This window comes from Ciceribacter thiooxidans, assembly GCF_014126615.1.
Taxonomy (GTDB): Bacteria; Pseudomonadota; Alphaproteobacteria; order Rhizobiales; family Rhizobiaceae; genus Allorhizobium; species Allorhizobium thiooxidans.
Genome location: NZ_CP059896.1, coordinates 2390955 through 2407349, shown reverse-complemented (window position 1 = coordinate 2407349; position 16395 = coordinate 2390955). Strand labels below are relative to the sequence as shown.

Annotated in this window: 16 protein-coding genes and 2 pseudogenes; 11 read left to right on the top strand and 7 right to left on the bottom strand. The window is 67.4% G+C overall.

Annotation, left to right across the window (positions count from 1 at the left end):
* Positions 1-307: 307 nt before the first annotated feature.
* A pseudogene (locus H4I97_RS11710) lies at positions 308-1065 on the bottom strand (polysaccharide deacetylase family protein).
* 353 nt (positions 1066-1418) lie between these two features.
* Between H4I97_RS11710 and H4I97_RS11705 the strand changes: the two are divergent.
* The 6 genes from H4I97_RS11705 to H4I97_RS11680 all read left to right on the top strand — a co-directional run bounded on the left by H4I97_RS11705 (position 1419) and on the right by H4I97_RS11680 (position 5735).
* A complete protein-coding gene (locus H4I97_RS11705; protein WP_182304829.1) occupies positions 1419-3527 on the top strand; it encodes a S9 family peptidase in 2109 nt (702 codons plus the stop codon).
* A 71-nt stretch (positions 3528-3598) separates the two neighbouring features.
* A complete protein-coding gene (locus tag H4I97_RS11700) occupies positions 3599-3886 on the top strand; it encodes a type II toxin-antitoxin system RelE/ParE family toxin (RefSeq protein ID WP_182307622.1) in 288 nt (95 codons plus the stop codon).
* Position 3887: 1 nt separating this feature from the next.
* Complete coding sequence (locus H4I97_RS11695) at positions 3888-4187, top strand: addiction module antidote protein (protein ID WP_148175048.1); 300 nt, start codon at positions 3888-3890, stop codon at positions 4185-4187.
* A 10-nt stretch (positions 4188-4197) separates the two neighbouring features.
* Positions 4198-4719, top strand: a complete 522-nt coding sequence (locus H4I97_RS11690; RefSeq protein WP_182304828.1) for a DUF1697 domain-containing protein — start codon at positions 4198-4200, stop codon at positions 4717-4719.
* Between the two features lie 68 nt (positions 4720-4787).
* Positions 4788-5318 (top strand): hypothetical protein, encoded by a 531-nt coding sequence (locus tag H4I97_RS11685; RefSeq protein ID WP_182304827.1) that lies wholly within the window; start codon positions 4788-4790, stop codon positions 5316-5318.
* Positions 5319-5417: 99 nt separating this feature from the next.
* Positions 5418-5735 (top strand): hypothetical protein, encoded by a 318-nt coding sequence (locus H4I97_RS11680; protein ID WP_182304826.1) that lies wholly within the window; start codon positions 5418-5420, stop codon positions 5733-5735.
* A gap of 24 nt (positions 5736-5759) precedes the next feature.
* On the opposite strand, the gene H4I97_RS11675 is transcribed toward H4I97_RS11680, so the two are convergent.
* Entirely contained in the window at positions 5760-6497 is a 738-nt protein-coding gene (locus tag H4I97_RS11675) for a cation efflux transmembrane domain-containing protein (RefSeq protein WP_182304825.1), read from the bottom strand.
* 87 nt (positions 6498-6584) lie between these two features.
* Between H4I97_RS11675 and H4I97_RS11670 the strand changes: the two genes are divergently transcribed.
* Positions 6585-6998, top strand: a complete 414-nt coding sequence (locus H4I97_RS11670) for a MerR family transcriptional regulator (RefSeq protein WP_182304824.1) — start codon at positions 6585-6587, stop codon at positions 6996-6998.
* Positions 6999-7611: 613 nt separating this feature from the next.
* Here H4I97_RS11670 and H4I97_RS11665 read toward each other — a convergent pair.
* On the bottom strand, positions 7612-8343 hold the full coding sequence (locus H4I97_RS11665; RefSeq protein ID WP_182304823.1) for a hypothetical protein: 732 nt from the start codon (positions 8341-8343) through the stop codon (positions 7612-7614).
* 27 nt (positions 8344-8370) lie between these two features.
* On the opposite strand from H4I97_RS11665, the gene H4I97_RS11660 reads away from it, so the two are divergent.
* Positions 8371-9627 carry a helix-turn-helix domain-containing protein gene (locus H4I97_RS11660; RefSeq protein WP_182304822.1) on the top strand — a complete coding sequence of 419 codons (1257 nt, stop codon included), beginning with the start codon at positions 8371-8373 and terminating at the stop codon, positions 9625-9627.
* 46 nt (positions 9628-9673) lie between these two features.
* On the opposite strand, the gene H4I97_RS11655 is transcribed toward H4I97_RS11660, so the two are convergent.
* Positions 9674-10063, bottom strand: coding sequence for a DUF302 domain-containing protein (locus H4I97_RS11655; RefSeq protein ID WP_182304821.1), 390 nt, complete (start codon positions 10061-10063; stop codon positions 9674-9676).
* A gap of 71 nt (positions 10064-10134) precedes the next feature.
* Entirely contained in the window at positions 10135-11562 is a 1428-nt protein-coding gene (locus H4I97_RS11650) for an aminotransferase-like domain-containing protein (protein ID WP_182304820.1), read from the bottom strand.
* A gap of 114 nt (positions 11563-11676) precedes the next feature.
* Between H4I97_RS11650 and H4I97_RS11645 the strand changes: the two genes are divergently transcribed.
* Complete coding sequence (locus tag H4I97_RS11645) at positions 11677-12540, top strand: DMT family transporter (RefSeq protein WP_182304819.1); 864 nt, start codon at positions 11677-11679, stop codon at positions 12538-12540.
* Between the two features lie 7 nt (positions 12541-12547).
* On the opposite strand, the gene H4I97_RS11640 is transcribed toward H4I97_RS11645, so the two are convergent.
* The gene (locus H4I97_RS11640) at positions 12548-13513 is read right to left on the bottom strand and encodes a hypothetical protein (protein WP_182304818.1); all 966 of its coding nucleotides are present in this window, start codon (positions 13511-13513) and stop codon (positions 12548-12550) included.
* 255 nt (positions 13514-13768) lie between these two features.
* On the opposite strand from H4I97_RS11640, the gene H4I97_RS11635 reads away from it, so the two are divergent.
* Positions 13769-14125: a Pepco domain-containing protein gene (locus H4I97_RS11635; protein ID WP_182304817.1), complete on the top strand. Its 357-nt coding sequence runs from the start codon at positions 13769-13771 to the stop codon at positions 14123-14125.
* Between the two features lie 37 nt (positions 14126-14162).
* On the opposite strand, the pseudogene msrB reads toward H4I97_RS11635, so the two are convergent.
* Positions 14163-14575 (bottom strand): annotated as a pseudogene (gene msrB / locus H4I97_RS11630) (peptide-methionine (R)-S-oxide reductase MsrB).
* Positions 14576-14784: 209 nt separating this feature from the next.
* On the opposite strand from msrB, the gene H4I97_RS11625 reads away from it, so the two are divergent.
* The gene (locus H4I97_RS11625; RefSeq protein ID WP_182304816.1) at positions 14785-16128 is read left to right on the top strand and encodes a ferredoxin reductase family protein; all 1344 of its coding nucleotides are present in this window, start codon (positions 14785-14787) and stop codon (positions 16126-16128) included.
* The last annotated feature ends 267 nt before the right edge of the window (positions 16129-16395 follow it).

Below are 16395 nucleotides of genomic sequence, written 5' to 3'. Positions count from 1 at the left end.
TCGGCGCTTGCAGTGACACCCCCCTCTGCCCTGCCGGGCATCTCCCCTCAAGGGGGAGATCGACCTGTGGCCCGCGGCCACATTCCCTATCCCTCGGTGGGCTAGGGGCGCACCGTTTCCACCCCCGTCATGCCGGGCTGCATGGATCCTCGAGTCAAGCCCGAGGATGACCATTGGTTGACGGGAGACAAAGCGTGCCCTCCGTCGTTTTCGCCGCTGAACCGTGTCCTTGGACGCTCCGCCCACCCGCACGCCGTCATCCTCGGGCTTGACTCGAGGATCCACGCGGCCGGAGGCATGACGAAACTCACTGCCCGACGGCGGCGAGTTCGGCCGCCCGGGCGGTCGGTGCGACAAAGCTCTCGTCGAGGCGGACGAAGGTGACGCCCTTTTCCTTCAGTGCATGGATGCCGCGGGCGACGCCTTCGCCGGCCGAACGGCTCGGCTGGTTGACATGGGCGATGATGACGTCGCCGTCCTTCGCCGCGGCGATCCGCTTCTCGGCCATGCCGGCGATGAGGCTTGCGCCCTGGTCGCCGTTCACCGAATAGCCGGCGATGCGGTAACCTATCTTCTCGATCTCAACGACGGCGGACGGGCTGTAGCGGGCGGTCGCGCCGCGAAACCAGCGCGGCACCGGCGAACCCGCCGCGACGATCGCGCGCGCTCCGCCTTCGACCTCGGCGGCGACCGCCGCCGGCGAACCCGCCGCCGGAATGCCGTAGACGGCGAGCGGCCGGTCGACCGCCGGCACGTGGTTTTCCCCGTGATCCTCGATCTCGAAGAGGTCCGGCCGGCTCTGCAGGCGCTTCATGACCTGCGGATTGCGCCGGACCCAGCGGGTGGTGACGAAGATCGTCGCCGGGATTTCCTCGCGGAAGAGTTCGCCCAGGATGCGTTCGTCTGCAGCCCCGAACAGGCGTCCAGCGTCAGCGCCACGCGGGGTGACTGCGGCCCGCCGCGGGCGATCGTAAGCTTCGGTTCGACGAGGCCGTCACGGGCCTCGGCAGTCGTGCAGGCGAGGAGAGAGGCCGCGAGCGTCGCGGAAAGGAAGAAGAGGCGCATGGGAGGACCGGGAAACGGAGGGACTGCGCCTCCTTCCGCCGCCAAGACGCCGGAATTGTGGCGGTTGCGCGTGAGGCCGGCCGATGTGCCTGCCACCAGCCGATACGAGAGCTGCGTTCGTCGTCTGAATCCTCGGGTCAAGCCCGAGGATGACCACTCGCGGAGGAGGCGACGTGCCCGCTCCGTCGTTTCCGCCAGACAAGATCAGGCGCCGGACACCCGGCCATGCGAGACCTCGCACTGCCCGTCGCTCCCTCGCTCCCCGCCGTCCCGCCGATTTCGCCTTGATAGGCCGTCACCTGGTCTCTATCTGTCCCAGAAGCAATTTCCCCACCTCAAGAGAGGCTTCGCCCTTGTCCGTATTCCCGAACCTGCCCACGCCGCCCGCCGCCGAGAAGAAGCCCGTTTCCGACACCCGTCACGGCATTACCCGCACCGACGACTATGCCTGGATGCGGGCTGAAAACTGGCAGGCGATGTTCAAGGACCCTTCGCTGCTGGACAAGGACCTGCGCCGGCATCTCGAAGCCGAGAACGCCTATATGGACGCCGCCATGGCCGATACGAAGGCGCTGCAGGAAAAGCTCTTTCAAGAGATGAAGGGCCGCATCAAGGAGGACGATTCCTCCGTGCCGGTGAAGGACGGTCCCTTCGCCTACGGCACCGCCTTCGTTACCGGCGGCGAGCAGCCGCGCTATTTCCGCATCCCCCGCGAAGGCGACCACAAGGACGAGGCGATCCGCACGCTGCTGCTCGACGGCGACAAGGAAGCCGAGGGCAAGGACTATTTCCGCCTCGCCGGCCTCGACCATTCGAGCGACCACAGCCGCGGCATCTGGGGCTATGACGACAAGGGCTCGGAATATTTCACGCTCAGGGTACGCGATCTTGCAACCGGCGCGGATCTCCCGGACGTCATCGAGAACACCGGCGGCGGCGGCGCCTGGGCGCCGGACGGCAAGAGCTTCTTCTACACGCTGCAGGACGACAACCACCGTCCCTCCAAAGTCTTCCACCACATCGTCGGTCAGCCGCAGTCGTCCGACCGGCTGGTCTACGAGGAGAAGGACCACGGCTTCTTCATGGGCGTCGGCGGCTCGCTGCTCGACGATTTCATCTATATCGACATCCACGATCACGAGACGAGCGAATACCGCATCCTCTCGACGAAGGACCTGACGGCCGAGCCGCTGCTGGTCGCCGAGCGCGAGGAGGGGGTCGAGTATTCGCTCGCCGAGGGCGGCGACGTCTTCTACATCCTGACCAATGACGGCGGCGCCAAGGATTTCAAGATCATGGAGGCGCCGGTTACCGCGCCCTTCAAGGAAAACTGGAAGGAAGTGGTGCCGCATACGCCCGGCCTGCTCATCCTCTCCCACATGGCTTTCGCCCGCCACCTCGTCTGGCTGCAGCGCCGCGACGGCCTGCCGGAGATCATGATCCGCGACCGGAAGACCGGCGAGGAGCACGCGATCGCCTTTGCCGAAGAGGCCTATTCGCTCGGGCTCTCGGGCGCGGCCGAATACGACACCGACGTCATCCGCTTTTCCTATTCCTCGATGACGACGCCCTCGCAGCTCTTCGACTACAATATGGCGACCCGCGAGCGCACGCTCCTGAAGACACAGGAAGTGCCCTCCGGCCACAACCCGGACGACTACGTGACGCGGCGCGTCTTCGCCCCCGCGCATGACGGCGAGAGCGTGCCGGTGACGCTGCTCTACCGCAAGGACACGCCCCTCGACGGCTCCGCGCCCTGCCTGCTCTACGGCTACGGCGCCTACGGCATCACCATTCCCGCCGGCTTCAACACCAATTGCCTGTCGCTTGCCGACCGCGGCTTCGTCTATGCCATCGCCCATATCCGCGGCGGCAAGGACAAGGGCTTTTCCTGGTACGAGGACGGCAAGATGGAAAAGAAGGTCAATACCTTCAAGGACTTCATCGCCGCCGCCGACCATCTGGTGCAGGAGCGCTTCACCTCTTACGACCGGATTATCGCCGAGGGCGGATCTGCCGGCGGCATGCTGATGGGGGCGGTTGCCAACATGGCGCCGGAGAAATTCGCCGGCATCATCGCCGCCGTGCCCTTCGTGGACGTGCTGAACACCATGCTGGACGACACCCTGCCGCTCACCCCGCCGGAATGGCCGGAATGGGGTAACCCGATCGAATCGGAGGAGGAATACGGCTGGATCGCCGCCTATTCGCCTTACGACAATGTCGGCGAAAAGACCTATCCGCCGATCCTCGCGCTCTCCGGCCTCACCGACCCGCGCGTGACCTACTGGGAGCCGACCAAATGGGTGGCGAAGCTGCGCGAGAAGGCGCCGGCGGCCGGCCCCTATCTCCTCAAGACCAACATGGCCGCCGGCCACGGCGGCAAATCCGGCCGCTTCCAGCGCCTCGAGGAAATCGCCTTCGAATATGCCTTTGCGGTGAAGGTCGCGGGCAAGATGTAAGGGGATTCGTCCTGTAATCTGTAGTTCACAGAAAGATTGACGTCAGTCACTTTGTGAACTACAGTTCACGCATGATCGAGATCCGGCAGCATCCCGATTTCGCCGGCTGGCTTCGCAAGCTAAAGGACCGGCAGGCGCAGACACGCATCGCGATCCGTCTGGTGCGGCTTCAGTCCGGCCTGATGGGCGACGTGAAGTATTTCGGCGGCATCGGCGAAGTGCGGATCGATTACGGCCCCGGCTATCGGCTCTATTTCGTGAGGCGCGGCGAGGCGCTCATCATCCTGCTGTGCGGCGGCGACAAGGCGAGCCAGGAAAAAGACATCCGCCGCGCAATGGATCTGGCAAAGGACGTGTGACATGGCGACGGAAACCATCCCCTTCGATGCTTCGGAATTCTTTGCCGATGCCGAAGCCCAGGCGGCGCTGCTGACGGATGCGTTCGAAAGCGGCGATGCGGCCTACATCGCCAATGCCCTCGGGATCATCGCCAAAGCCAAGGGCATGACGCGCGTCGCCCGGGAGGCGGGGGTGACTCGTGAGGCCCTCTACAAGGCGCTGAGCGAGCGCGGCGATCCCAAATTCTCCACGATTCTCGGCGTTGCGAAGGCGCTCGGCCTGAAATTCACCGTGACGCCGGCCTCCGGGCCGGCGGAATAGGGTGGCGCCCATGGCTGCCTATGTCGCCCTGATCCGCGCCGTCAATGTCGGCGGCACCGGGAAACTGCCGATGGCGGAGCTGAAGACGCTCGCAGAAAACCTCGGCTTCACCGAGGTCTCCACCTATATCCAGTCCGGCAACCTCATCTTCCGCGACGGCGGCGAGCCGGCGGAGATCGCCGCGCTGCTCGACCGGGCGCTCGGCGATCGTCTCGGCGAGGCGCCCGGCGTCTTCCTCCGCACGCCGGCGGAGCTCCGCGCCGTCCTCGACGGCAACCCTTTCGCGGCGATGGCGCCGGAGCGCGTGCTCGTCAGCTTCTTCGGTGAGCCGCCCGGCGACGACGCCCTGCACGGTTTCCTCGCCCCCGACGGCGAGGAGGCGGTGGTGCGCGGCCGGGAAATCTACGTGCACTACCCGATCGGCTCCGGCCGCTCGAAGATCAAGCTCCCGGCGTTGAAGATCGGCACCTCACGCAACATCAACACCGTCGCCCGGCTCGCGGAACTCGCGGGTGGCATCGAGGGGGCGTGAGACTTCCCCTCCCAACCGCGCTGCCGATCTGGCATGATGGCTAAGGGCAGCCGAGGGGAGGGCCGGGCATGTCGACGATCATTCCGCTGCTGGCGCTTGCCGCTGTCATCGTGGTGCTCGTCGCCGCGGTCTGGTCGATCCGCCGGCCGAAGGGGCCGTGGCGCCCGCCCTATCCGCTGATTGACGCCACCGGGGAAGAGATGGCACGACGCGCGGCGGAATTGCGCGACCGGCTTTCGCGCACCACCTTCGGCGAGGCGCGTGCAAGCGCGCTCTGGCACCGGTTGATGTCGATCAATGACGGCGAGGGGCTGATCGCCGAGCTTCATCGCGACTTCTGCGGCCAGGGGCTGATTCGAAGGGGCGACCAGATCGTCCTCTGCGACGTCTTCGACGGCGGCGGCGCCACCGGCGATATCATCGCCGCGTGGCGGGAGGAGGCGGATTTCGTCGCCTTCTTCGCCCGTCAGTCGGACTTCAGCTGCAGCGGTTGGGATGTCGGGGAGCCGGTGTTTTTCACCGAGGATGCCTGGTATCGCAACAATCAGCGCCTCACCGCGCGCTCCATAGACCGCTTCGTGGGCGGCGCCGCTAGCTGATTTGGTCCCGGCTGGCAATGGCACCGTGCGGCCGCACGCAAGTTTCGCGCAAGCTTCAAAAGTTAACGAAAGGTTAACGACGGAAGAAGTGAGCGTGAAATGCGGATCGAAAGCGGCCTCGGCGGCTATTCCTATCAGAACCGGTATGTGCGGACCGTCACCGAGACGGAGGAGACCGCCGCCGAAACGGCGGCTGCCGCAAATCCGCGCCGTGCCGGCGGGCCTGCCTTCAGCAGCACGCTCGTCTCCGCTTCGCTTGCCACCGCACTCTGGAGCATCGACGGCGGCCGCCGTCCGGTTGCCACGGCGGGCTTTGCCGAGGCGATCGCCGAGGGGAGCGAGGCCGAACGTTCCCAGCTCGAGCAGGTCGAGGCACTCTACCGCGAATTCGATCCGGGCGAAGACTCCGAAGGCTGAGCCGGAACGGCGTCGTTCCTCCGATCAATGCACGTGATCGTGGCGATGGCCGTGGTCTTCATGCCCTGACACGGCGTGGTCGTGGCCCGTGCTGCAGGCGCCACCGCCGCAGCACCCCTGGTCCACCACCTCGGCCAGCGCCGCCGCCCCGCCGCGGCGCCATTCCTGCCAGGATTGGCGCAGGATCTGAACCGACGAATTGAGGAATAGGCCCGCCATGACGGCGGCGACCGCGAGGTCCGGCCAGGCGGTCGCGCTGCCCCACACGCCGAGCGCGGCGATCATGACGATGACGTTGCCGATCGCATCGTTGCGCGAGCAGAGCCAGACGGAGCGGACATTGGCGTCGCCGTCCTTGTAGCGCATCAGCAGCAGCACGCTCGTGACGTTTGCCACCAGCGCCATAAAGCCGATCGCCCCCATCACCGGCGCTTCCGGCACGCCGTTGTAGAACACCCGCCAGATCGTGGTGGCGAAGACGAAGAGCCCCATCAGAAAGAGACTCGCGCCCTTGCCGGCGGCCGCAAGACTGCGCACCTTGAGCGGGGCGCCGATGACGGCGAGCGAAATGCCGTAGGTCACGGCATCGGCGAAGAAATCGAGCGCGTCGGCCTGCAGCGCCTGCGAGCGCGCCATCTGGCCGGCGGTCATCTCCACCGCGAACATGGCGCCGTTGATGGCGATCACCGCCCAGAGACGACGCTTGTAATCGGCGGAGACGCCCTCGAACGTTCCGTGGCTGTGGCCGCAGCTGGCACTCATGGCTCTTCCTTCCCTCTTGATCCTGCAAGGCTTGGTCCTACCTAGTCTCTCTAGCGACTAGAGGTTCAAGAGGGCAGGGCGAAAAAAATGCTGTCGATCGGCGACATGGCGAAGCGGACCGGGGTGAAGGTCCCGACGATCCGCTACTACGAACAGATGGGGCTGATTTCCGCCGCCGACAGGACGGGCGGCAACCAGCGCCGCTACGAGAAGCGCGACCTCGAACGCCTCGCCTTCATTCGCCACGCGCGCGACCTCGGCTTTCCGATAGAGGCGATTCGCGAGCTTCTGGCCCTCAGCGACCATCCCGAGCGGCCCTGCGAGCGGGCGGACGCGATTGCCGGCGAGCAGCTCGCCGAAGTACGCGAGAAGATCGCTCGGCTGCGCAAGCTCGAGCAGGAACTCGCCCGCATCGCCGCCTGCTGCGACGGTCACAGCATCGAGGACTGCCACGTTATCCGGTCGCTCTCCGACCACGGTCTCTGCGAAGGCGAGCACTGAGAGGGCTGTGCCCCGTCCTCCGTCATGCCGGGCTCGACCCGGCATCCAGCCGCGCGATGTCTATCGCGCGGGGAGACCTCTTCGTCTGCATGGAGGTGGGTTCTTTCGGCTCGCCGACGCTCGCCGGCTGGATGCCGGATCAAGTCCGGCATGACGGAAGCTGCACGTCCGCTTCTTCCTCTCCCCCTCAAGGGGGAGAGCGGCTTGCGGCCGGCGCCGCGGGCACGGCCGGTCTTCGAGCGCGAGGAGAGGGAGACGCGGGGTTCACCCTCCCCTTGAGGGGGAGGGTCGGACCGCAGGTCCGGGGTGGGGTGATCCGAAGCATCGTCACCCCCACCCGCGCGTTCCGCGCGACCTCCCCCCTCAAGGGGGAGGTGGGAGGCCCCGTCGCGGGCCATCTCTCGTCCCCGCCAGCGTTCGTCGCTACAATCGTGAGGGGCGCGCCCTTCCATCCTCCGTCATGCCGGGCTTGACCCGGCATCCAGTCGCGCGATGTCCATCGCGCGGGGAGACAATCTTCGATCAATTCGCCGGATCGATTGCCTCGCTTCGCGAACCGCGCCTCACCCCCTCTCGCGGGGAGAAGGGACAAGCGGCATCGCCACCGCCCACCTCACTCGATCCGCACCCGCACCATGTCGCCGCGGACATGGATCGCGGGCCTTGCTCCCGGCGTGTTCGGGAGCTTGCTGTCGACATAGGACGCTGTCGCCTCGACGAGGTAGCTGACGGGCGTCGGCACGAGGAAGCGTAGGCCGGCGTCGAGCATGTTGCCGGCGAGCGCGACGGTCTCGTTCTGCATGACCTTGTCGAAGACGACCCGCGCCCGGAGCGCCGCGCCGGAGAGCGAGAGCTCGGCCGCGTGGCCGCGGAAGCTGACGTCGCCGGCATCGCTGCGCACGTCGACGGCGGAGAAGTCTCCCCGGAGATCGGTCTGCGACGCCCGCTGGTCGATGGCGACGGCGGCCTCCGGCTTCAGCCGGGCCGTGAGCGTCATCGTGCAATCGGACCAGCTGTAGAAATGCGTGTTGCCGAGGTCGACGACGAGGGTGTCGCCGTCGATGCGCATGCCGCCCTCGGGGCAGGAGACGGGGAACCAGCCGGAGCGCCAGACAGCGCCCCAGCCGCGGCGCTCGCCTTCGAGCCTTGCTTCATACGGTCTGTCGGCGGCGGCCGAGATGAAGAGCCGGCCGGCCTCGCCCTCGACGCGGATCTTCGAGACGGCGGAAACGTCGAGCGGTCCGGCGGTCGTGGTGCGGGTGGTGACGAAGGCGGCCGCGCCGTCGAGGGCTGCGGCGGCGAGCACGACGCCGAGGAGGGAGAGGAGGACAGTTCGGGTTCTCATGGGGAGGGCTCCGGTTCGGGTTGACGAATGGCCCCATCCGGCACCCGGCATCGCTTTTCCGCGACCTCGATTGCGTTTCCGGTCGACCGAAAACGCGGTTGCGGTCATGATGGCGGCCTCGATCCCGCCGGTTGTCCCTCCATGCTCCTCGTCCCGCTGCCTTTCCTCGTCTCGCTCCTGCTTCTCGTCTTTCTCGCCCGGCTCCTGCTGGAGGGGCGCGAGGCTTTCGGCCGCAACCGCCTGTTCGTGGTGCTGATCGGCCTCTATGTCGTCCAGACGGCGCTGGTCGGTATCCGCTGGGGCTATGGCGTCACGACCGTGCTGCCGGCGCTGCCGCTTCTTGCGAGCTTCATTCCGCCGCTCTCCTTCCTCGCCTTCCGCGAGCTTGCGGCGGAGGAGGGGGCGCTGTCCGCCCGCGACTGGCCGCACCTCCTGCCGCCGCTTTGCGTGGCGGCGATGCTCGCCGGCTTCCGCGATCCGGTCGATCTCGTGCTGATTGCCGAATTCGCCGGTTACGGCCTGGCGCTGCTCTGGCTCGCCCGCCTCGGGCCGGACGGCCTCGTCGCCTCCAGGCTCGACGGGACGCTCCGTTCCTACCGCTCGCTGCAACTGACGGCGCTGGCACTGCTAGGCTCGGCGGCGACCGACACTGCCGTCAGCCTCGATCTCCTGCTTGCCGGCGGCCGCCACGCGCCGGCCGTCGTCTCCGCCGCGACCACGTTCATCCTGCTTCTGCTCGGGATCGCCGCCGTTACCGCCGGTGCGGAGGAGGCGGGTGACGCGCCCGAGGCGGAGCCGGAACCGCAGGCGGCACCACCGCTCGCGACCAGTGCCGATGCCGAGGTCGCCGCAGCCCTCGACCGGCTGATGGAAGGTCAGCGGCTCTTTGCCGATGCCGGACTCAATCTCGGCCGCATCGCCCGGCGGCTCGGCCTGCCGGCGCGGGCCGTCTCCAATGCGGTCAACCGCGTCCACGGCATGAGCGTGTCGCAATACGTCAACAATTTCCGCGTCGCCGAAGCCTGCCGGCTGCTCGCCGCCACCGACATGCCGGTGACCCGCATCGTCTTCGAGGCGGGGTTCATGACCAAGTCCAACTTCAACCGCGAATTCCTGCGCGTGACCGGCATGAACCCCACCGCCTGGCGCGCGGCGGCGCCGTCATCGGCAGATACCGCCCCTCATCCGCCTGCCGGCACCTTCTCCCCGCAGGCGGGGAGAAGGGACAAGTGGCACCGCACCGGCCGTCCCCTCGCCCCGCCTGCGAGGAGAGGGTCAGGGTGAGGGGCGACGCAACCTTGCGAGGGGCGCCCACGAGCAGCGCCCGCCTTCAGATCCCCTCGACCGCCGTCCTCAGCATGTCTCGGACCTGGCCAGCCACGGATTTCAGCGAGGGGTTCGGGATCGCCTCCATCGAGGCGACCGGGTCGATGGCGCTCACCATCACCGAGGCAGGGCCGGTGCGGCGCACGATGACGTTGCAGGGAAGCATGGCGCCGACCTTCGGTTCGAGGCCGATCGCCTGGTGCGCCATGGTCGGGTTGCAGGCGCCGAGGATCAGGTAGTCGTCGACATCCTTGTCGAGCTTCTTCTTCAGCGTCGCCTTGACGTCGATTTCGGTCAGTACGCCGAAACCCTGCGCCGAAAGCGCTGCCCGCGTCTTTTCCACCACACCAGCGAAATCGTTGCTCTCGAACGTCCGGTCGATCGTATAGGCCATTATTGCCTCCTTTGCGGTTGTGGGAGGGTGATTGAACACGCCGAACCCGGCCGCTTTGCGGCAGTCTGATCCTAATTCGCAGCCGGTGCCCCGGCGGCCCGTTCCATCGCGGCGGCAAGCGCGGGAAAGATGCGCGGGTCTTCCGACTGCGCCACGTTGAAGCGCAGGAAGCGTCCCGCCGTCTGCGACACGCTGAAGGCGTTGCCGGGCGCAAGAATCACGCCGTCTTCGAGGCAGGTGCGGGCGATTTCGGCGGCATCGAGCCCCTCCGGCAGCCGGCACCAGAGGAACATGCCGGCCTTCGGCGTGATCCACGGTTCGAGTCCCGCGGCCCTGACTTGCCGGCCGACCCGTTCGCGGGCAGCGGCGAGCCTTACCCGGAGCGCCTCGACATGCTTGCGGTAGCTGCCGTCGGTCAGGAGCGACAGCACGAGTTCGGCGGAAAGCCGCCCGCCGCCGAAGCTCGTGGCTATCTTGAGATCAGTCAGCGCCTCGATCCAGTCCGGCCGGGCGGCGATGAAGCCGCAACGCACCGAGGCGGAGAGCGTCTTCGAAAAGCTGCCGATCGCGATCACCCGGTCGAGCCCGTCGAAGGCGGCGAGCCGCGGCGAGGGCACCTCCTCGAAATCGGCGAAGATGTCGTCCTCGACGATCGTCAGCCCGGCCTCGTCGGCGAGCTTCAGCAGCCGGTGGGCGACGACCGGCGAGAGCGTCGCGCCGGTCGGGTTGTGGATCGCCGAATTGGTGATGTAGAGCCGCGGCCGGTGCTCGGCGAGCGCCTCGCCGAACCGGGCGATGTCCGGTCCTTCGGGCGTATGGGGCACGCCGACGATGCGCACCCGATGGGCGCGCAGAAGGGCGATGAAATTGAAATAGCAGGGATCGTCGACCAGCACCGTATCGCCCGGCTCCAGCAGGAAACGGCAGACGAGGTCGATCGCCTGCGTGCCGGAGTCGGTGAGCATGATCTGGTCCGGCGGCGCCGTCACGCGTGCCTCGGCAAGCCGTCGTGCGAGAAGCTGGCGCAGCCCCGCAAGACCGAGCGGCGTGCCGTAGTCGGAAAGGCCTGCCTCCGGCCCGCGGGCGGCGGCCCTGAGCGCCTTGGCGAGTGCGGCCTGCGGCATCCACGACGGCGGCAGCCAGCCGCAGCCGGGCTTGGCGACCGTCTCGCCGCTTTCGAGCGACTGGCGCGACACCCAGAGCGGGTCGATCTCGCGGTCGAGCCGCGGCCCGATCTCGGCGAGCGAGAGCGGCGCAAGCGGCACCGAGACGAAGAAGCCGGCACCCGGCCGCGAGCGGATCACCCCTTCCGCCGCCAGCCGCTCATAGGCCTCGACGACGGTCGAGACCGAGACCTGCTGACTGCGCGCGAAGGCTCTCACCGAGGGAAGCCGCGCCCCCGGCGTCAGGCTGCGGGCGGCGATCCGCGCCTTCACCGCCGCGATTACCTGGCCGATGCGCGTGCCTGCCGTCTTCTCCACTGTGCTGGAAACATCCATCCGTATTGCCCGCAATGCCATAACAGTTTCAGAAAATTGTACTGCACCGTCTCTGGTTCTTCCAGCCCGCACATCGGAAAAACACCGTCAGGACGAACGGAAAGGAAATCCCGGATGCAGGCGACGCGCAGCGGTTTGATCAACGGAATGGCGGGGGTGGCGATCTTCAGCGGCTCGCTGCCGGCGACGCGGCTCGCCGTCACCGGCTTCGATCCGGTCTTTCTGACCGTGGCGCGCGCCGCGATCGCCGGCGGGCTGGCGCTGGCGCTTCTCCTCCTGCTCCGGCAGAAGCGGCCGGCATCGGGCGATCTCCTGCCGCTCGTCGTCGTGGCACTCGGCGTCGTCGTCGGTTTTCCGCTGCTGACGGCTTACGCGCTGGAAACCGTCACCTCCGCCCGCTCGGTGGTCTTCATCGGTCTCCTGCCGCTTGCAACGGCGATCTTCGGGGTCTTGCGCGGCGGCGAGCGGCCGCGACCGCTCTTCTGGCTGTTTTCCGGCCTCGGCAGCCTGCTGATCGCCGGTTTCGCTGCGGGGCAGGGGATCGGGGCCACCTCGACCGGCGACCTGCTGATGCTGGCGGCGATCCTCGTCTGCGGCCTCGGCTATGCGGAAGGGGCGGCGCTGTCGCGCCGGCTCGGCGGCTGGCAGGTCATCTCCTGGGCGCTCGTCCTCTCGCTGCCGGTGATGGCCGCGGTGCTGGTGCTGCGGCTGCCGCAGAGCTTTGCCGGCGTCAGCCCGGCCGCCTGGGGCGGGCTTGCCTATGTGTCGCTGTTCAGCATGCTGATCGGCTTCGTCTTCTGGTATCGCGGGCTCGCGCAGGGCGGCATCGCCGCCGTCGGCCAGCTGCAGCTTTTGCAGCCCTTCCTCGGGCTGACGCTCGCCGGTCTCCTGCTCGGGGAGGAGGTGAGCCCGCTGATGCTCGCCGTCACCACCGGCGTCGTCGGCTGCGTCGCGGCGGCGCGGAAATTCGCCCGCTGAAGCGGTTTCAGCGGACCACCGGCTCGCCGTGAAAGCGTCGGCGCGAAGGTTTCGAGACCCCGTAGGCCACTTCCATCATCAGTCGCGGCCGGGCTCTCGGCAGTGTCCCCATGTGGAAGCCGAAGGGGTCCTCGACGAAGCCGGTGCCGGCAGGCCCGGTCATCGTCATCACCGCGTCGCGACCGTAATAGGCGAGCACTTCGTCCGCCGGATGGCCGACCACCGGCGTCAGCTGGTGCTTCAGCCGGCGGCGGCGATGGCTCTCGCGGATATAGACATGCGGGCCGGCATCGACGCCGACATCGTTGATGTAGAAGAAGAATTTCAGCATCCGCCAGTCGTCGAGGTCGAAATGATACTTGAACGACAGCCGGCTGAGGTCCGCCTCGCTCGTGCCCGCCGTTGGAAAGCTCCACCACGTGCGGAGCGTCACCTGCTGCGCCTGGCCGCCAAGATAATGCTGCGCCACCGCTTTCAGCAGCGGGTCCCGCTGCACGGCGAGCGCCGCCTCGCAGGAGAGCACCCGCTCGAAATGATGTCCGCTCAGGATCGGGCGGCCGAAGCGTGCCTCCGCCTCGCCGTGTTCGTCGGCGAGGAATTCGAGCCGCCGTTCGAAATTGCCGAAGCACGGCGTCTCGCGGGCGAAGCGGCCGATCTCCTCATGGATTTCCGTCGGCAGCTGCAAGCCGGTGAAGATGCCGTCGCGACGGATCCTTGCGGCGATCGTCTCGGCCGGAAGGTCGCCGAACATCGAGCTTTCCGTTCCGCTCTCGGGCGGCGCCGGCCGCGCCGTCAGCCAGTGCGCCTTGCGCGCCGGCATGGTGCGGGCGAGCACGAACATGGCGAGCCAGGCGGGATTTTCCCTGAGGTCGGCGAGATAGGTCGGGATGCGGGCCGCGATGCGGCTCGCGAGGCCACCATTGCGGGCGACCCATTCGAGGTCGGGGGCGTCGGAGCGTTCGGCGTCGAGCATCCGCGGTCCTTCTTGCAAAAAGCAATGAGGTTCGATGACGGGCAGGGCTGACAGGCCGGCCCTCCCGTGCCGCTGCGTCCGCAACGCTCGTCCGCCAATGCAGCGGAAATGTGGCAAGGTCCGTCCCTCGCCGCCCTCCGGTCGTGCCGGGCGAAACCCGTGAATAGGCGCGGATGCAATTCAAGGGATTTTCGCTGTAATGATTGCAACTGGAGATGATGGACGTCTCCGCAAACCCGGCAGGAGGGAAATCCGGTGCCGAAAGAAAAGCATTTCGAAATCTCGATCTTCGTTCCGGAAAAGGCGCCTGCGTTCGTCCCGACGCTCTCTCGCGAGGAGATCGGCGAACGCGTTCTGACCAAGGGGTTTGCCACCGCCGTCGGCGGCATCGCCAGGGTCGGCGCCGACAAGGTCGTGGAACAATGGCGCGGCACCGTCGACACGCTGGTCGGCCTCGGCGCCACCGTCTCCGAGCGCGCCGAAGGCTGGCACGTCGAGGAGATCGAAGTCGGCTTCACACTCAGTGCCTCCGGCGAACTCCTCTTCATCGCCGAAGCCGGCGCCGAAGCGAGCATCACCTTCAAGCTGAAGCCGAAGCAGGCGGGAGCGTAGAAGGGGCGGGGGAGGCGGAACGCCGTCCCTTTCCCCTTCACCCCTCCGGCTCGAACACCATCGCGTGGCCGTTGGTGCAGTAGCGCAGGCCCGTCGGTTTCGGGCCGTCGGGGAAGACGTGGCCGAGGTGGCCGCCGCAGGTACCGCAGCGGATTTCGGTGCGCACCATGCCGTGCGAGGTGTCGCGGTGCTCGGTGACTGCCCCGGCCTGACCGGTGCGAAATAGCTCGGCCAGCCGCAGCCGGCGTCGAACTTGGTATCGGAGCGGAAGAGCGGCGTGTCGCAGGCCGCGCAGCGGTAGAGCCCGAGCTGGAAGGTGTTCCAGTAGGGGCCGGTGAAGGGCCGTTCGGTGCCGTGCTCGCGCAGGATATGGTACTGCTCCGCCGTCAGCTGCCCGCGCCATTCCTCGTCGGTCTTTTCGATCCGGGTCGTCGTCACGTCGTTGGTCATCGCTCGTCTCCCTGTTCGTCCTGCCAAAGATAGGGCGCCGGAACCGCCGCGACAATTGCGCCTGCAGCTCCTCCTCGGCGCCGGCGCGCTTTGCCTGTATAAGAGACGTGCGGACTCATCCGCAGTCGGGGGACGGGCCGGGGACGCCGAGGGGCACCCTCTCTTCGGTTCCGGCTGCCGGTTTCTGCCGCGAAGAGGGGAAGCGTGCCATGCGCAGTATCAAACTCGCCTTGTGGGGAACACTGGTCCTTTTGAGCCTGCTCTGGCTCGCCGCCGAGCCGGACGTCTTCCAGTCGGAAAACGTCTTTGCGCTGCGTGCAGCGATGATCCAGTACAGCGGCGTCCTCGCCATCGGCGCGATGAGCATCGCGCTCGTCCTGGCGCTGAGGCCCGGCTGGCCGGAGACCTGGCTCGGCGGGCTCGACAAGATGTACCGGCTGCACAGGTGGCTCGGCATTTCCGCCCTGGTCTTCTCGCTCGCCCACTGGCTCTGGTTCGAAGGCGCCGGCTGGGCGATCGACCTCGGCCTCGTCACGCGGCCGGAGCGGGGCCCGCGCCCGCCGATCGAAAACCCCGTCCAGCAATTCCTCGCGGGCCTTCGTGATCCCGCCGAAGGGCTCGGCGAATGGGCCTTCTATATCTCCGTCCTGCTGATCGTGCTGGCGCTCGTTCCGCGCTTTTCCTACTGGTGGTTCTTCAAGACGCACCGGCTGCTCGCCGTCACCTATCTCGTGCTCGCCTTCCACACGGTGGTGCTTGCCGAATTCGCCTACTGGACGCAGCCGCTCGGCGTCGTGCTCGCCGTGCTGCTTGCCTGCGGCACCGTCGCCGCCGTCATTGTCCTCCTGCGGCGGGTGGGGATCAGCCGGCAGGCGATGGGCAACATCACCGCGCTCACGAAATATCCCGGCGTCCGCGCGCTCGAGATCGGCATGACGATGGAGCCCGGCTGGTGCGGCCACGAGCCCGGCCAGTTCGCCTTCGTCACCTCCGACAAGGGCGAGGGCGCGCATCCCTTCACCATCGCCTCGGCCTGGAATGCCACCGACCGCAGCATCACCTTCATCACCAAGGCGCTCGGGGATTACACGAGCCGTCTGCCGGATACGCTGAGCGTCGGCCAGGAAGTGCGGGTCGAGGGTCCCTATGGCCGCTTCACCTTCGACGACGGATGTCCCCGCCAGATCTGGATCGGCGGCGGCATCGGTATCACGCCCTTCATCGCCCGGATGAAATACCTCGCGGCGCAGCCCGACCGGCGTGCCGGCCAGGCGATCGACCTCTTTCACTCCTCGGCCGAGCTCGACGAGGACGCGTTTGCGCGTCTGACGGCCGATGCCGCGGCCGCCGGCGTGCGGCTGCATATCTTCATCAACGCCCGCGACGGCCTGCTGACCGGGGAGCGGATCCGTGCGGCGGTGCCGGAGTGGCGGGAGGCGAGTGTCTGGTTCTGCGGTCCCGTCGGTTTTGCCGATGCCCTGAAGCGCGATCTCGCCGGCCAGGGCTTCGACGTCAAGAAGCGCTTCCATCAGGAACTCTTCTCCATGCGGTGAAGCCGGGCGGCGCGCCCCACCGTCCGGCGCTTCATTGCATCGCCTCCCTCCGATTTCCGGGGGATAACGGAATTTTGACCGGCCTGCGCGGGCGCCGACCGCTTGCATTGGCAGGCGCATTTTCCAACACTGCCGCGCGACATGTCCGGGCGGATGCCGTCCGGGCCGGAAATTCCCTTTGCCCTTGAGGCGGGGGCCTCTTTGCCCTAACAGGATGGGCACCTCCGGCGAGGGCTGAAAGGTTCCGCCGCGCTGCGTGAAGAAGGA

Excerpts from the sequence above, each read along its gene's own strand:
- H4I97_RS11700 (WP_182307622.1), top strand. The coding sequence starts at position 3,599 with ATGATCGAGATCCGGCAGCATCCCGATTTCGCCGGCTGGCTTCGCAAG.
- H4I97_RS11695 (WP_148175048.1), top strand. The coding sequence starts at position 3,888 with ATGGCGACGGAAACCATCCCCTTCGATGCTTCGGAATTCTTTGCCGAT.
- H4I97_RS11690 (WP_182304828.1), top strand. The coding sequence starts at position 4,198 with ATGGCTGCCTATGTCGCCCTGATCCGCGCCGTCAATGTCGGCGGCACC.
- H4I97_RS11685 (WP_182304827.1), top strand. The coding sequence starts at position 4,788 with ATGTCGACGATCATTCCGCTGCTGGCGCTTGCCGCTGTCATCGTGGTG.
- H4I97_RS11680 (WP_182304826.1), top strand. The coding sequence starts at position 5,418 with ATGCGGATCGAAAGCGGCCTCGGCGGCTATTCCTATCAGAACCGGTAT.
- H4I97_RS11675 (WP_182304825.1), bottom strand. The coding sequence starts at position 6,497 with ATGAGTGCCAGCTGCGGCCACAGCCACGGAACGTTCGAGGGCGTCTCC.
- H4I97_RS11670 (WP_182304824.1), top strand. The coding sequence starts at position 6,585 with ATGCTGTCGATCGGCGACATGGCGAAGCGGACCGGGGTGAAGGTCCCG.
- H4I97_RS11665 (WP_182304823.1), bottom strand. The coding sequence starts at position 8,343 with ATGAGAACCCGAACTGTCCTCCTCTCCCTCCTCGGCGTCGTGCTCGCC.
- H4I97_RS11660 (WP_182304822.1), top strand. The coding sequence starts at position 8,371 with ATGGCCCCATCCGGCACCCGGCATCGCTTTTCCGCGACCTCGATTGCG.
- H4I97_RS11655 (WP_182304821.1), bottom strand. The coding sequence starts at position 10,063 with ATGGCCTATACGATCGACCGGACGTTCGAGAGCAACGATTTCGCTGGT.
- H4I97_RS11650 (WP_182304820.1), bottom strand. The coding sequence starts at position 11,562 with ATGGATGTTTCCAGCACAGTGGAGAAGACGGCAGGCACGCGCATCGGC.
- H4I97_RS11645 (WP_182304819.1), top strand. The coding sequence starts at position 11,677 with ATGCAGGCGACGCGCAGCGGTTTGATCAACGGAATGGCGGGGGTGGCG.
- H4I97_RS11640 (WP_182304818.1), bottom strand. The coding sequence starts at position 13,513 with ATGCTCGACGCCGAACGCTCCGACGCCCCCGACCTCGAATGGGTCGCC.
- H4I97_RS11625 (WP_182304816.1), top strand. The coding sequence starts at position 14,785 with ATGCGCAGTATCAAACTCGCCTTGTGGGGAACACTGGTCCTTTTGAGC.